Source organism: Cecembia sp. (assembly GCF_007126775.1).
Taxonomy (GTDB): domain Bacteria; phylum Bacteroidota; class Bacteroidia; order Cytophagales; family Cyclobacteriaceae; genus Cecembia.
In genome coordinates, this window is the sequence record NZ_SLAP01000171.1 from 1 (window position 1) to 14,537 (window position 14,537).

Genomic DNA, 14,537 nt, shown 5'->3' on the forward strand with positions numbered 1-14,537 from the left:
GGGTGGATGGAATAGGTATGCAAGGGCACTACATGTTGGATTCCCCACCAGTGGAGATGATTGAGGCTTCCATCATTGCAATTTCAAATGCAGGCTTCAAAGTGATGGTGACTGAACTCGATGTGGATGTACTTCCCAGACCTCGGGCAAGTGAGGGAGCGGACCTGAATAAAAACTATGCTTTGGATGAAAAATTCAACCCTTACACCACTGGTTTGCCAGAAAGTATAGCCGATAAATTTTCGAAACGCTACACGGATATTTTTTCGGTCTTCCATAAACACCAGGACAAAATCAGTCGCATAACCTTCTGGGGACTGCATGATGGTGCTTCCTGGCTGAACAATTGGCCTGTACGTGGACGGACCAATTATCCTTTGCTTTTTGACAGGAATTTTAAGGGAAAAGAGGAGGTTATCCAATCGATTTCCAACGCTACATTTTAGTGCTTTTCCAATTCGCCCCTACTTCAGCATTGACTTGGTTGGTCATTGGAGTTCAATCATGTAAAAAACATTAGCAGCATAGAATTTGACAATTTAAAACGTCACACTTGGAAAACTAAAAATCTTAAATTGATTTTTAGTTTTCTTGATAATTGAAATAGAAAATTGTTCTCCCATTACATAATTAATCGTACTTCTCTTGTTATCAAAATCCAACTCCTCGGTATCAATAGTTCTCAAATGATGAAAAATGGAAGCTTCAAAGTTTTTAGGAATAAACTCTTCCATTTTCCCATTTTCCATTTTCACATAACGTAATGCATAGAATACCTCCGCTTGGTCAGAATTGGGATATTGTGCACTGATCGTCTGAATAGTTTTTGGGGTCTCAAAATATTTCTGATGATAAAAATCATGAGTCATCAACTTGATGGAATATTCAGGTTTCTTTAGGAATTTCTTAGGTGAAGTTTCCCTTACTTCAAAAAAGGCAAAGTCTGTGCGCACATATTGATTTAACTCTTCAAAAGGTCGCTCCTCTTCATCAATAAATAATTCTACTTTTTTGGTTTCCTTCCACAATTTAAAAGTCTCCGCTTTGATTTCTTTTTTATCAGGAGGAGAAGTATATGAAATTGTTGTCACCACGTTTGGATATTCTTTTTGCAATAACAGCAATTCCTGAAAGGTAACATCATCAAAAAATGGAAAATGAGAAGTTTGATTTCTTTCTTCTTCGTTCAGATTAAAATAAACTTTGCGCAAAGCCTCCAAATTCAATTTCTGAAGTTCCAATACAAATGACTTTCCCTCAGAAAAGCCTTCGGAAATTAATTTTTCAAATTTTTCTACTCCGTCAGAGTCCTCAGAAATGAAAAGCCGCTGTTCGTTGCTTACCTTACTTGAAGTTAAGGTGAAAAATAAAAATAAAGTAAGGATGGTACTCCCTAACTTCACACAAGTTAGCTTCACAGGATTAGATTCCTTCCCCATCATCATTAATCTTCTTTTTGTAACATGAAAATTAAATGCGCTACTTATAGAGCTATAGCCAAATAAGGAAGAGACTTTATTCACCAAAAGATACTGGTAAGAAGCACGGTTTTCAAATTTCTTTATGACATGCTCATCAGCCAAAAACTCATGGTTGAGTTGAATCGCTTTTTTATATAAAATCATCAAAGGATTAAACCAAAAAATACATTTCAAAACCTCTACCAACAAGATGTCCCAACTGTGTCCCTGACGGATATGGGCCGACTCATGCTCCCAAATTTCAGGTTCTATGGCTGATGCTTTGTATTGAGATATTGAAACAAAGAGATACTTAAAAAATGTAAAAGGCAGTACATCATCTTCCAGCAAAACCAGTCTATAGGTTCCTTTATCTTTTTGCGGATTGTTTTTGAGCAATTTTCGCAGGCCATTCAACTGAATTAAAAACCTGAAAGAAAAAAGCAATAAACCCAAAAAGTAAATGGCTCCAAAAGCCTTCGGAAAGGAAAAACTGTTAAGATTTACCTCTTTTTGTGAAACTTCAACTATCGGAGAGGATTTTTCAGACAAATCCATTGCTTCTGAATTAGCAATAAACTCGCCAACCTCAACGGATTGCTTCAACTCCCATTGATTCCAAATCTGGGTAGTCTTATTTTGAAAAGATGGAATGACCTGCGGCAATTGAATAAAGGGCAAAGCAAAAGAAATTACCAAAGCTGCCAATAGGTAAACCCTGTTGAATTTGAATATGCTTTCCCTGGAAAGCCAAAAGTGATACATCCCATATAATAGGCCCAAAGCGAGTGTCGATTTGATAAGAAATACGGTCATGGCTTTTTGGATTTGATTTGATCTTCAATAATGGATTTTAGCGACTCCAGTTGCTCCTTACTCAAATTGGTTTCCTGGGTAAAAAAGGAAGCGAACTGTGAAGGGGAATCATTAAAAAAGTTTTTGATCAAGTGATTCACCTTACCTGAAAAATACTCAGATTTGGAAACCAATGGAATGTACTCCCTGGAGTTCCCGAAAGTTTTAAAGCTCAAAGCACCCTTATCCGCCAATCGCTTCAATAAAGTAGCTACGGTAGTCGGGGCAGGTTTTGGTTCAGGATAAGCCTCCAGTATATCCTTCATAAAGGCGCTTTCCCTTTCCCAAATAAAATTCATAAGCTGTTCTTCTGTTGCGGAAAGATTCATGTTCTACTACTATAGATGTTAGTCTACAAATGTAGAATAAAAAAATATATTTAACCAAATTTTTAAGTGAAAATATCATTTCTACAAAAACCCTGTCAAAAGTCAGGCTTTAAGGGTTATTTCTTTTCTATTTTCGTTGACCCAAATAAAACAGTATGCATTTAACAGATCAACAAATAGCCAGGGCTTCAAAAATGCGCCCTATTGCCCAAATAGCATCAAAACTTGGTGTACCCGAAGAAGACCTCAGACCATATGGAAAATATGTGGCAAAGCTTCCTTTAAAATTAATCAATGAAGAAAGAATCAAAGGAAAGAAACTCATATTGGTAACTGGCATCACGCCGACAAAAGCAGGGGAAGGAAAAACTACTGCAAGTATTGGACTCGCTGAAGGATTGAATAAAATTGGCGTTAAGACGGTTGTCGTGATCAGGGAACCATCCCTCGGGCCTGTTTTTGGTATGAAAGGTGGTGCAGCCGGAGGAGGTTTTGCCCAGGTCTTACCTATGGAATCAATCAACCTTCACTTTACAGGAGACTTTGCTGCGGTGGAAAAAGCACACAACTTATTGGCGGCCCTGTTGGACAACCATATCCATAGCCAAAAAAATACTTTGGGTTTAGATCCAAGGAAAATTGTTTGGAAACGAGTAATGGATATGAATGAACGGGCATTGAGAGATTTGGTAATAGGATTGGGAGGCCCTGCTCAGGGAGTTCCCCGTGAATCCGGTTTTGACATTACTGCTGCATCAGAGGTGATGGCAGCCCTTTGTCTTTCCAAGGACCTGATGGACCTAAAAGAAAAGCTGGGCAATATTATCGTCGGCTTCACTTATCAGGATGAACCGGTACATGCCCATCAATTAAAGGCGCAAGGTGCCATGGCGGCATTGCTCAAACACACCATCATGCCCAATTTGGTACAGACCATCGAAGGCAATCCCGCCATTATACACGGTGGACCATTTGCCAATATCGCCCAAGGTTCCAATTCCATCATTGCCACCAAAATGGGGCTTTCTCTGGCCGATTATGTAGTCACTGAGGCAGGGTTTGCCTCAGACCTAGGTGGAGAAAAATTTTTAAACCTTAAATGTCAATATGGTAGCTTAAAGCCTGACGTTACAGTAGTAGTAGCTACCATACGGGCATTGAAAAGCCATGCCGGAATTCCTTTTGATGAACTGAAAAACCCAGATCCAGAAGCAGTAAAAAACGGTTTGCCTAATCTGGAAAAACATATAGAAAACATGAAGCACTTCATGCTGGTACCAGTAGTGGCCATCAACCGGTTTGCCACAGACTCAGAGGAAGAGCTGGAAATTGTGAAAAACTTTTGCCAAAGCCAAGGAGTAAAAGTAGCCCTTTGTGATGCCTGGGCTAAAGGCGGAGAAGGTGTCGTTGATTTGGCCCAAGAGGTAAAAAAGGCTGCAGAATCAGGTATGAGTAACTTTACTCCACTTTATGATTTCCAGTGGGGCATAGAACAGAAAATTGAAAGTATTGCTAGAAAAATCTACGGTGCTGCTGAAGTGGAATATTCCGTAAAGGCAAAACAGCAACTTAAATTATTTGGCAAAATCGGTTTGGACAAATTACCGGTCTGTATAGCCAAAACCCAGTATTCCCTTTCCGATGACCCTAAATTGATCAATAAACCTACGGGGTTTACCATCAAAATCCGGGAGTTTGACATTGCTGCAGGAGCGGGATTCATCATTCCCATTGCAGGTACCATCATGAGAATGCCTGGCTTACCATCTAAGCCTGCTGCTGAAAACATCGATATTGATGCAGAAGGGAATATTACAGGCCTATTTTAAAAGCAAGGCAAAATTCAAAGTGGGCGATTAAAAGACAGATTTCGGAAGTCAAAAAAAATAATTAAATTAACTGTCAAATAGTTAGCAGAAAAGCACCAATTTAAACTTTAACAAACAATCTGTTTTATGAAAACTTTTTCAAGTACACATTATTTCCTTGTCTTTATTCTCATAGTTGGAATGGTGGCATGCTCGGGCAACAAAGACCAGTCTGAATCTTCTGATATGGCTGAATCAGTGACCTTAAGGGTACCAGATATGGCACATAACAGCCGCAATAGTCTGGATTGGTATGGTGTATACAAAGGAACCACACCCTGTGCCGATTGTGAAGGCATTGAGACCAGTATAACCTTAAAAAGAGATGGGACTTTCAAAAGATCGCTTAAATACCTTGGAAAGGACGATAATGTCTTCTCAGATGAAGGTGATTTTAAGTGGAATGATGAGGGAAGTAAAATTACCTTACCAGGAGAAGCCGGCATGCGTCAAATGTACCAAGTAGGTGAAAATGTACTCTTTCATTTGGATCAGGAAGGCAACCGTATTACTGGAGATTTGTCCGGTATGTACCGTTTGGAAAAAAACAGGGTCGATTACCTTTTGGAGGATAAAAAGTGGGTTCTCATTGAGTTAAAAGGAAACCCTGTAGAAAGAAAAGAAGGTCAAAAAGAAGGCCACATTATGTTTGATATGGAAACAGGCATGTTTTCAGGAATCAATACTTGTAACAATTTCTTTGGAAATTATGAATTAATGGAAGGCAATAGAATCAAATTTGGACAAGCAGGAAGCACGCTAATGGCCTGTCCGGATATGGAGACTGAAAAAGCCTTTATGGAAGTATTAAGGACTGCGGACAATTACAGTGTAGCAGATGATATTTTGAGCCTAAACAAATCCAAAATGACCCCTTTAGCCAAATTTGAATTGTCCGAAGAAGAATAAAAAATTATCCACAGAAGGGAAATTATAAAAGAAGTAGATCTTGCTTTTTTAATTCCTCTAAGTTATAAATAGTAATGCTGAATTCTAAAGTACCCCTAGGGCCAATAAAAGACAAATGGACCCAATACAAGGCACAGGCCAAATTGATCAATCCCTCTAACCGGCGTAAATATAAGGTTATTGTGGTAGGGACAGGGCTTGCAGGCTCATCTGTAGCTGCAAGCTTATCTGAACTTGGCTTTCAAGTCGATGCATTTACATTTCATGAGTCACCGCGCCGTGCACACAGCGTGGCTGCACAGGGCGGCATCAATGCAGCCAAGGACTACAAAAATGATGGAGACTCTGTTTGGCGAATGTTTTACGACACTGTCAAAGGAGGTGATTTCAGATCAAGAGAAGCCAATGTCTATAGAATGGCAGAATGCTCACTGGCACTTATTGACCAGGCAGTAGCTCAGGGTGTTCCTTTTGCTAGAGAGTATTCTGGTTATTTGAGTAACCGTTCCTTCGGGGGGGTACAGGTAAGTAGGACATTTTATGCAAGGGGACAAACAGGACAGCAATTACTTCAAGGGGCTTATCAGGCTTTGATCCGGCAATCTGAAGTGGGTCAGCTCAAATTACATACACGGCATGAAATGTTGGATCTTGTAATGGATAAAGGGAAAGCCAAAGGCATTATCAGCAGGAATTTGGATACAGGTGAAATGAAAATTCACATGGCCGATGCTGTAATTTTGGCAACTGGAGGCTATGGGAAAATCTATTATTTATCCACATTGGCCATGAACTGCAATGCGACTGCAATTTGGAGGGCCCATTTGAGAGGAGCCTATTTTGCCGCACCAAGCTGGACTCAATTTCACCCCACCTCCCTTCCTCAACTTGGAGAATATCAGTCTAAATTGACCTTGATGTCAGAGTCATTGAGAAACGATGGAAGAATTTGGGTTCCATTAAAGGCAGGTGATTCCCGCGAACCCAACAGCATTCCGGAAACCGAAAGGGACTATTACCTGGAGAGAAAGTATCCTTCTTTTGGAAACCTGGCACCTAGAGATATTTCCTCAAGAGCTGCCAAAGAGCAAATAGACAATGGACATGGAGTTGGCCCCCTAAAGAATGGAGTATATCTGGATTTTAAAGATGCCATTCAAAGAGAGGGCAAAGGCGTAATCCAAAAACGCTATGGCAACCTCTTTGATATGTATAAAAAAATCACTGGCATGGATGCTTATGAAACCCCTATGATGATCTCACCCTCCGCCCACTTCTCAATGGGAGGACTGTGGGTAGATTATGAGCTGATGAGCAATATAGAAGGCTTATTTGTACTGGGAGAAGCAAATTTTGCAGACCATGGAGCCAATCGATTGGGTGCAAATTCACTTCTCCAAGCTTGTGTGGACGGTTATTTTATCGCACCACATACCATCATGAATTACCTGGCAGGCATAAACCCTAATTCCAGCGAATCTTCCCAAGCTGGAGAAAAATCACTTCATGAAAGTAAGGATAAAATTCAAAGGCTACTGAAGATTAAAGGCCATAAAACTGCAGAGGAATTCCATAAGGCCCTGGGAAAAATCCTTTATCAAAAATGTGGCCTTTTGAGGGAAAAGAAAAAGCTTTTGGAAGCCAAAGAAGCACTAAAGGTCTTGCAGGAGGAGTTCTACCAGAACCTCCTGGTCCCTGGGGATGCAGAGGCAATCAATTTTGAATTGGAAAAAGCAGGCAGGGTGGAAGATTACTTGGGCTTGGCCCAGCTAATCGTAGAAGACGCCCTACAGCGCGAGGAATCTTGTGGCGCCCATTTTAGAGTCGAACATCAGACAGCCGAAGGAGAAGCCCAAAGAAATGATGAGGCTTTCAAGTATGTATCCGTTTGGGAAAGCCTCCCTGAAGGAAAGTTCTATTTACATAAGGAAGAACTTGAATTTGAAGCCATACCACTCACTGAAAGAAGCTATAAGTAACATGAATCTCACTTTAAATATTTGGAGGCAGGAAAGTGCCAGCGCTAAAGGAAAGTTTGAAAAGTACTATTTGGATGATTTGGACAGTCACATGTCTGTACCAGAGATGCTTGACCATCTCAACGAAAAACTAATCAAAGAAGGAAAAGACCCGATAGCATTTGATTCAGACTGTAGAGAAGGGATTTGCGGGCAGTGTGGCTTTGTCATCAATGGACATATCCATAGCCCTGAAAAGCATGCAACTACCTGTCAAACCCACTTGAGAAGTTTTATAGATGGTGAAGAACTATATCTGGAGCCATTCCGGGCCAAGGCTTTCCCTATCAAAAAAGACCTTTGCATCGACCGGAAAGCATTCGATAGGATTATTGCCAAGGGGGGATATATCAGTGTCAATACAGGACAGGCACCAGAAGCCAACAGCATCCTGCTCAGCCATGAAACAGCAGAATCGGCTTTCGATGCAGCGGCATGTATCGGTTGCGGGGCCTGTGTGGCCTCCTGCAAAAACGCAAGTGCTGCTTTATTTACGGGTGCCAAGATTGCACATTTGGCTATGTTGCCACAAGGAAAAATGGAAGCAGAAAAACGCGTAAAGAATATGGTGGCACAAATGGACGCGGAAGGATTTGGGTCCTGTACTTTTACCAAAGCTTGTGAAGCGGTATGTCCACAGCATATTTCCATAGCCCATATTGTCACTATGAACAGAGAATATTGGAAAGCATAATCCCGGTCAATCCGGGTTTTTTTAGTTGTATTCTCCTTCCAATTCGTATTTGAGTGTCCTTCCCTTCTCTATTGCAGGCAAGCCTTCTGTCATCCATAAAGGTGCGGGGGCGCCTTTCAAATAATGATCAAAAAACTGGGACAACCTGACAGAAAGATCTTTTCTGTTTTTCCTTTGTCGGAGATTGTGATCTTCTCCATTGTATTGGAGAAGCCATGCTGGCTTATCCAATCTTTTCAAAGCCATAAACATCTCTATCCCTTGGTACCATGGCACTGCCCCGTCTTCATCGTTGTGCATAATGAGTACTGGGGTATTGACCCTGTCCATATAAAAAAGTGGGGAGTTCTGCTGGTAATATAATGGTTTTTCCCAAAGCGTCCCCCCAATTCTTGATTGTGCCTGTTCATATTGGAACATTCTGCTCATCCCCGTCCCCCAACGTATACCTCCATATGCGGAGGTCATATTTACCACAGGAGCACCTGCACCTGCTGCTTTGAACATATCCGTGCGGGTAATCAAATGCGCCACCTGATATCCTCCCCAGCTTTGGCCCTGAATTGCCATGTTCTCTGCGTCTACAAAACCCCTTGCCACGATCGCCTGAACTCCTGGAATTATACAATTATAGGCACTTGGTCCTGGAAGCCCTATTTCATATTTGATATCCGGTACAAAAACCAGGTAATCATTACTTACAAAATACGGAATATTAATGGTAGAGGCACTTGGGGCTGGTGCCCTGTAATTGTGAAGACCATTGGAGTTTCTTTCATAAAAATAGACCATCATGGGGTATTTTTTATTCGGGTCAAAATCTTCTGGTTTAAAGAGCAGTCCCTGCAATGGTACTCCGTCATTGGCCATATAATCCACCAATTCAACAGAGCCCCATTTGACTTCTGTCTGTTGTGGATTGACATTAGAAATTTTATCCAAGTCTTTCATATTCAAATTGGATGCATAAAGATCAGGATAATCTTGGTATGTCGATCTTCTCACAATCAAACCGTCATTTTCTTCTGCTTTTTTCAATCCAAAATACCTATGATCCGTTAGCACTAGCAGTTCAGGTTTTTCTACTCCCAAAATATCCCCCGTTGCAAAACCTCCTTTTTTATTGAATTCATGGAAAGCCGTCAAAATGAGTTGCTGAGCGGGATCTATAAATTCTTCCTCTACATCTAATTGTTGTCTTCTAAAAATCAGGTTTTGTTTCCTTCCCTCTCCTTGGGTAAGATTTAAGGGATTTGTTTTTCCTGAGGGATCAATTCTCCAAATATCATATTTATCGTAAACCAGAAAAGCAGAATCATCTTTTAGCCATCCTACTGCCCCATAACTACTTGGTAAAGAAGGTGAATCGTGAAGTTCATTGTAAAAATTCACATTCATCTCTTTTGTTAGGCTTCGACTTTTCTTAGATTGTATATCATAAGCAACCCAAGAACTGTCACGGTTATCATACCAATAGATATATTTTCCTTCGGGTGAGAGCTGAGGATAAGCCGACACCTCTTTTTTCACCAAAGTTTTCTTTCCTGTTTCCAAGTCAATCATATATACATCCCTTCCTATCTGTATATCCCAACTGTAATTCCTGCGGTAAGGGCTGTCATCCATACCTATAGCCACTTTATGCTTTCTTTTTTTATCCAAATTGACTTGGGAAACTTGCTTATCGGCAATTGGTACAATAGATTTTGTTTTCAAATTATAAACGGTCAGATAGCTTTTAGATTCCTCCCTGCTTCTATTTTTTAACTGCATGGGTTGGATTTCAGTATCCTGCCAACCCCAAATATCCAACTTCACCCGATCCTCTTCCAAGATCGTTGTATCTTCCTCATAAGCATAAGTGACGTAATCGGGTGCAGTACCAAAAAACAATTTACTTTCGTCTTGGGAAAAGGAAAGCTTACCATTTTTACTGATCATACCAGAAATACCTGTCGTTGCTTTAGATGCAATCTTCTGGTTCTGCTCTTTTAGAATGTCATACAAATAAAGGTCATGGTATGGTTTTTTAGACTTGGCAGAATCTTCCGTGGTGAGATAGGCCAGATACTTTGCGTTTTCAGAAAAAGCAGGTTGAATATATTCTGTCTTTTTTACATCGATGATTTTAGATATTCCGGATTCTAGATTTAGGATGAAAATCCCAGTATTTTTCAGCGTATCTTCTTGAGCCTTTATGTAGTAAAGGTGGCTCCCATGTTCAGAAAAACCATATTCTTTGACACGATGAAATTCAAATTTCTTTTGGCCATCTAAGCTCCTTACTAGAAGTTTAGATCCATCTGTTTTCTTGGGTTTAGTCTTGGAACTTTCTAAGCCTAGGATATCACCGTTTATCTCCTGATTTTCTTTTTCTGGCAAATCTTTTTCAAAATGAATGGCCAACCAGCTACCTGAATTTTCTGGAATAGCATAAGACTTCACTCTGGCATATTTTTTCAATTCCTTAGATTCCAAATTGGCAAGAAACAAACTATCTTTTGGCAAATCATCCGGTTTGGTTTTTTTAAGCTTAAGTTGTCTTACTTCTCCGAATTCGGGAACAATTTTACCGATTGCAAACTGGCTATCATGGGAAAAAAACCAATTCTTGCCTCTTGGAATTATAATTTTTTTTGAAGCATCGGTAAAATCCACCAATTCAAGCCTTCCATTCCCTTCCTGAGGATTTACTTCATACCCTACCCAAGCTCCGTCTTTGGATATTTTTTCACCATTCAAAGCTTCCCAATTGTCATAATCTGCATGGGTCAAAGCGCGCTTTTGCTGCGCCTGAATATTTACAATAAACAAAAGGGTAAAAATGAATGGTAAGAAAAACCTTTTTGTATCAATCATAGCTTAAATATTACTTCAGGTTACAAAATAAAGAAGAGAATAAACAAATACAGTGACAATTTATTCCAATGGGGGTTATCTTATTTAAAAAAGCCGCGACTGTACTTTATGACAGTCACGGCTTTTTGATCAGAATAAATTAGGGGTTTCTTAATCCAAAGTAAACTCTCTTTCCAAATATCCACCTCTGGTAGACAACAATTTGATTTTTCCTTTCACGGATTCATTATGATTAACTTTCACCTTGAAAACCGCTTCTTTGGTTTCACCTGCATCCGTATATCCTGTATAAATGGTCTTATTAAATGTTTCCGGTTTGGTAATTACCACTTTGGCATTTTCATAACCTTTCATAAGGTCTTTATCAAACTCCAGCATCAACCTGTCCTCTTGGACAATTTTAACCAATTTTGCTTGTTCGAGAGCCACTGGTAATTTACCGGAATTAGTCCATGTCACTTTTATTTCATGTTCCTCTCCTGATCTGCTTATTTCAATATTTTTGATTTCAATTTGTGGTAAATCCATAGCCATGGCCAAATTGAATAAGGACTGCTTACTTATCCAACTTTCAAGTACCCAAGGTGGTCCATTTTGAGAGAAAAACTTTGGATGGAAGCCACCGATCTCTACTTCTCCCAATTGAGGATGATCAAACTTTTCCCAAGGCTTAAATCCTCTTGATCCATTCTCTTCATCATCCCACATTAAGGCATCATAATCATCCAAAACCCCATCTCCGTCGTAGTCTTTTGTTGCTCCATTATTCCACAATTCATCCCCATACCAGATAGCCCCATAATAAAAGTATCCGAAATCCGGCCCATGTCCAAAAAGAGGATTGGGCTTCAATGGATCGCCTGTAAGTCTATTTACCTTCCATCGTGTACTGTAAGTTTCGTATACATCACCCGCCCAAGGATAACCGGTAATACTTATACCGAGACTGTCATAATATTCATATAATAACCTATCCTTATCAAACATAGATTCTTCAGAAGCAGATGTCGAAGGCGGTCTCAAGTGCATGGGAACACGGGTATCCAAGGAATTGACCACTGAAATATTAGGGTGACTTAATAGCCAAAGAACAGTAGAGCGCGTTTCAATCTCACTCAAAGGGTATTCTCCAGCACCAAACTGGGTATATCCCCTACCCGTGGCATCTCCTCCAATATCTGGTCTCCAATTTTCAGGATAATTTCTATGCAGATCCAATCCACCGATACCGTCTTCATTAAATTGACCGTCCCCATCATTATCAATACCTTCTGTATACATCAAATAGTCTCCTTGACCATCCAATACACGCTTCATCAATCTTCCTTTAGAGTCTCTAGGGTCAATTATATAATTGGCCTTTTCCTTTTCCTCTGGGGTAACTGCTTTTTTCCGCATCATGTGAATAACGCCATCTCCATTGAGATCTTCTTCCGGATCTTCATCGAATAAGCCATCTCTATCCACATCGTGTGGACGTACCGTACTTCTGTTTCTTTGCTCAGAAAAAAGATACATATTCGTTCCATCGGGATTGTTCTGTGGACGGACATAGATGGTTTTTGTATCGATTAACTTCGTAATAGCGGGATCTTTCCCGTAGTTTTCAAGCAAATGCTCGGTTAACCAAAATACTGCTTCCGAAGCGGTTACTTCGCCACCGTGACGTCCGCCTTCAAAATAAGCAGCCGGTTTGTCGGTATGTTTACCAGTTTTTTTGTTGGTAATGGTCATCTGAAGAATGGGACGACCTTCAAATGATTTGGCCACCTCATAGAGTTCCGTTATATCAGGATATTTTTCAGCCCAAAGCCTGTACCAATGGTACATCACATCAGGAGTATGGTAAATATCAAAGGTCAATTTATCTCCAGGTTCATACTCTACTTCTGGAAAACGGTGTTTTTTAAAAAAAGACTGTCCATGTCTTTCTCCTGAAACTGTATAGAACTCTCCGTCTTTCTGTTGTTCTGGCCATTGCTTTTGTGGTACAAGGGAATATTCCTGTGAGAGCACATCACTACTCGTCCAAAAGAAGACTCCGGCCATGAGGAGTAATATTTTTTTCATTTTATTTATTAGGTTGGTTAGAATATAAAAATATACCAGAAAAGGGATTCTACACTTACCATTCAAAAAAAACCAACCGATTGGCCTGAGGCATAAGTAGAAAAATAAAGTTATTTTTTAATGATTAATTCAAAACGCATGGGATCATAATTGTCAAACCCAGGTACGGGCAGAGCCCGGGGCATGTTCCTCACCACATAACCGATTCTTTCTATTAACCCTTTGTCAGCATTTTCATTTAAAACTTCATAGTCATCTATTTTGCCATGATCGTTAACACTTATAATTATTTTCAACTCATCTATTTGTGCACTTTTTTTCGTTCTGAAAATAAAAGGTACATAACTGTCGACCAAATCCAGTGTATGGGAAGGAAATGCCCATGGAGAAATCGATGTATTTTCATCACCTCTGACTCCTGCATCTCCAATAGGATTTAAAGCAATAAGCTCTATCCTATACATGGAAGAAGATTCCAGTAGCTTTTCTTTTTTCATGTTGGTTTTTCCATCAAATGCTACCAACACAAAGAGTGCCGCCAAAACAAAGGAGATGCTATAAACTTTTTTCATGATTAATCCTTTTATTTGCTCAAATATACAATTATTTTTCTTTCATACCATGTTTTTTGTATTTTAATTTTGAAAATCAGAACAAAAAAGTCTTGCTAGAAGCAAGACCCTTTTCAGAATATAAACCCAAATATAACTTTAGAGATTAAAAGTTTTCAAATTACAAATCATGGAATAAAGAAAGGTTTTTGCTTCCAACCAAATCATTATTGAACACAAATCATAAATCACAGAATTTTATTAAAGCATTCTTTATCCACCTCAAAATAAAAGCATTTTAATCAAATTTACAAATTGAAAAATTTATTTTGGTAATTTTTAAGTATTTAATAATTTGAAATCGATTTCATTAACATAGATTCAAAACAACCCAAAAAAAATGGATAAAAATTTAGATATTGATAATGTCGATCTTAAAATCATCTCCCTTTTAAACGACGATGCAAAAACCCCGTACACTGAAATTGCCAAAAAAGTATTTGTTTCATCGGGAACCGTTCATGTTAGAATGCGCAAGTTAGAAGAAATGGGCATTGTAAAAAGCGCCACACTTAATATAGACTTTTCAAAACTAGGCTATGACATTTCTGCTTTCCTTGGTATTTATTTAGAGAAAAGTTCTCTCTATGACAATGTGATCGAAAGGCTTAAAGAGATTTCAGAAGTAATCAATGCATATTATACAACTGGAAATTATAGCATTTTTGCCAAAATCATTTGCAAAGATACCAATCACCTTAGAACAGTCTTGGACAATATTCAAAAAGTTGAAGGTATTGACAGAACCGAGACTTTAATTGTTTTGGAAGAGAGTATTAATAGACCTATTCAGTTTTTTGACAAATAACATGACATAAATCATGTTTGATTTTAGCTTTTTTTATTAAACAAAAATTATTTAGA

Annotated in this window: 11 protein-coding genes; 6 read left to right on the plus strand and 5 right to left on the minus strand. The window is 39.2% G+C overall.

Features of this window, described 5'->3' with window-relative positions; genetic code table 11:
• Positions 1-446, plus strand: a 446-nt coding sequence (locus tag QZT73_RS11645) for an endo-1,4-beta-xylanase (protein ID WP_291788283.1), incomplete at its 5' end; no start/stop codon positions are given.
• Between the two features lie 93 nt (positions 447-539).
• Here the strand turns inward: QZT73_RS11645 and QZT73_RS11650 are convergent.
• Both QZT73_RS11650 and QZT73_RS11655 read right to left on the minus strand, forming a co-directional pair.
• Positions 540-2,276, minus strand: a complete 1,737-nt coding sequence (locus QZT73_RS11650) for a M56 family metallopeptidase (RefSeq protein ID WP_291788286.1) — start codon at positions 2,274-2,276, stop codon at positions 540-542.
• Entirely contained in the window at positions 2,273-2,644 is a 372-nt protein-coding gene (locus QZT73_RS11655) for a BlaI/MecI/CopY family transcriptional regulator (protein WP_291779139.1), read from the minus strand. Before QZT73_RS11655 ends, QZT73_RS11650 begins: the two co-directional genes overlap by 4 nt.
• Positions 2,645-2,799: 155 nt before the next feature.
• Between QZT73_RS11655 and QZT73_RS11660 the strand changes: the two genes are divergently transcribed.
• The 4 genes from QZT73_RS11660 to QZT73_RS11675 all read left to right on the plus strand — a co-directional run bounded on the left by QZT73_RS11660 (position 2,800) and on the right by QZT73_RS11675 (position 8,133).
• Positions 2,800-4,473: a formate--tetrahydrofolate ligase gene (locus tag QZT73_RS11660; RefSeq protein WP_291788289.1), complete on the plus strand. Its 1,674-nt coding sequence runs from the start codon at positions 2,800-2,802 to the stop codon at positions 4,471-4,473.
• A gap of 126 nt (positions 4,474-4,599) precedes the next feature.
• Positions 4,600-5,421: a copper resistance protein NlpE N-terminal domain-containing protein gene (locus tag QZT73_RS11665; protein WP_291788291.1), complete on the plus strand. Its 822-nt coding sequence runs from the start codon at positions 4,600-4,602 to the stop codon at positions 5,419-5,421.
• Positions 5,422-5,495: 74 nt separating this feature from the next.
• The gene (locus QZT73_RS11670) at positions 5,496-7,400 is read left to right on the plus strand and encodes a fumarate reductase/succinate dehydrogenase flavoprotein subunit (RefSeq protein WP_291781299.1); all 1,905 of its coding nucleotides are present in this window, start codon (positions 5,496-5,498) and stop codon (positions 7,398-7,400) included.
• A 1-nt stretch (position 7,401) separates the two neighbouring features.
• The gene (locus tag QZT73_RS11675; RefSeq protein ID WP_291781301.1) at positions 7,402-8,133 is read left to right on the plus strand and encodes a succinate dehydrogenase/fumarate reductase iron-sulfur subunit; all 732 of its coding nucleotides are present in this window, start codon (positions 7,402-7,404) and stop codon (positions 8,131-8,133) included.
• Between the two features lie 21 nt (positions 8,134-8,154).
• On the opposite strand, the gene QZT73_RS11680 is transcribed toward QZT73_RS11675, so the two are convergent.
• From QZT73_RS11680 to QZT73_RS11690, 3 genes are all read right to left on the minus strand, one after another.
• Positions 8,155-10,992 (minus strand): prolyl oligopeptidase family serine peptidase, encoded by a 2,838-nt coding sequence (locus tag QZT73_RS11680; RefSeq protein WP_291788294.1) that lies wholly within the window; start codon positions 10,990-10,992, stop codon positions 8,155-8,157.
• A 150-nt stretch (positions 10,993-11,142) separates the two neighbouring features.
• Positions 11,143-13,062 carry a M14 family metallopeptidase gene (locus QZT73_RS11685; protein ID WP_291788297.1) on the minus strand — a complete coding sequence of 640 codons (1,920 nt, stop codon included), beginning with the start codon at positions 13,060-13,062 and terminating at the stop codon, positions 11,143-11,145.
• Positions 13,063-13,172: 110 nt separating this feature from the next.
• Positions 13,173-13,634: a hypothetical protein gene (locus tag QZT73_RS11690; protein ID WP_291788299.1), complete on the minus strand. Its 462-nt coding sequence runs from the start codon at positions 13,632-13,634 to the stop codon at positions 13,173-13,175.
• A gap of 379 nt (positions 13,635-14,013) precedes the next feature.
• Between QZT73_RS11690 and QZT73_RS11695 the strand changes: the two genes are divergently transcribed.
• Complete coding sequence (locus QZT73_RS11695; RefSeq protein WP_291788302.1) at positions 14,014-14,481, plus strand: Lrp/AsnC ligand binding domain-containing protein; 468 nt, start codon at positions 14,014-14,016, stop codon at positions 14,479-14,481.
• The last annotated feature ends 56 nt before the right edge of the window (positions 14,482-14,537 follow it).

Coding starts and splice junctions, on each gene's coding strand:
- QZT73_RS11650 (WP_291788286.1), bottom strand. CDS start 2,276: ATGACCGTATTTCTTATCAAATCGACACTCGCTTTGGGCCTATTATAT.
- QZT73_RS11655 (WP_291779139.1), bottom strand. CDS start 2,644: ATGAATCTTTCCGCAACAGAAGAACAGCTTATGAATTTTATTTGGGAA.
- QZT73_RS11660 (WP_291788289.1), top strand. CDS start 2,800: ATGCATTTAACAGATCAACAAATAGCCAGGGCTTCAAAAATGCGCCCT.
- QZT73_RS11665 (WP_291788291.1), top strand. CDS start 4,600: ATGAAAACTTTTTCAAGTACACATTATTTCCTTGTCTTTATTCTCATA.
- QZT73_RS11670 (WP_291781299.1), top strand. CDS start 5,496: ATGCTGAATTCTAAAGTACCCCTAGGGCCAATAAAAGACAAATGGACC.
- QZT73_RS11675 (WP_291781301.1), top strand. CDS start 7,402: ATGAATCTCACTTTAAATATTTGGAGGCAGGAAAGTGCCAGCGCTAAA.
- QZT73_RS11680 (WP_291788294.1), bottom strand. CDS start 10,992: ATGATTGATACAAAAAGGTTTTTCTTACCATTCATTTTTACCCTTTTG.
- QZT73_RS11685 (WP_291788297.1), bottom strand. CDS start 13,062: ATGAAAAAAATATTACTCCTCATGGCCGGAGTCTTCTTTTGGACGAGT.
- QZT73_RS11690 (WP_291788299.1), bottom strand. CDS start 13,634: ATGAAAAAAGTTTATAGCATCTCCTTTGTTTTGGCGGCACTCTTTGTG.
- QZT73_RS11695 (WP_291788302.1), top strand. CDS start 14,014: ATGGATAAAAATTTAGATATTGATAATGTCGATCTTAAAATCATCTCC.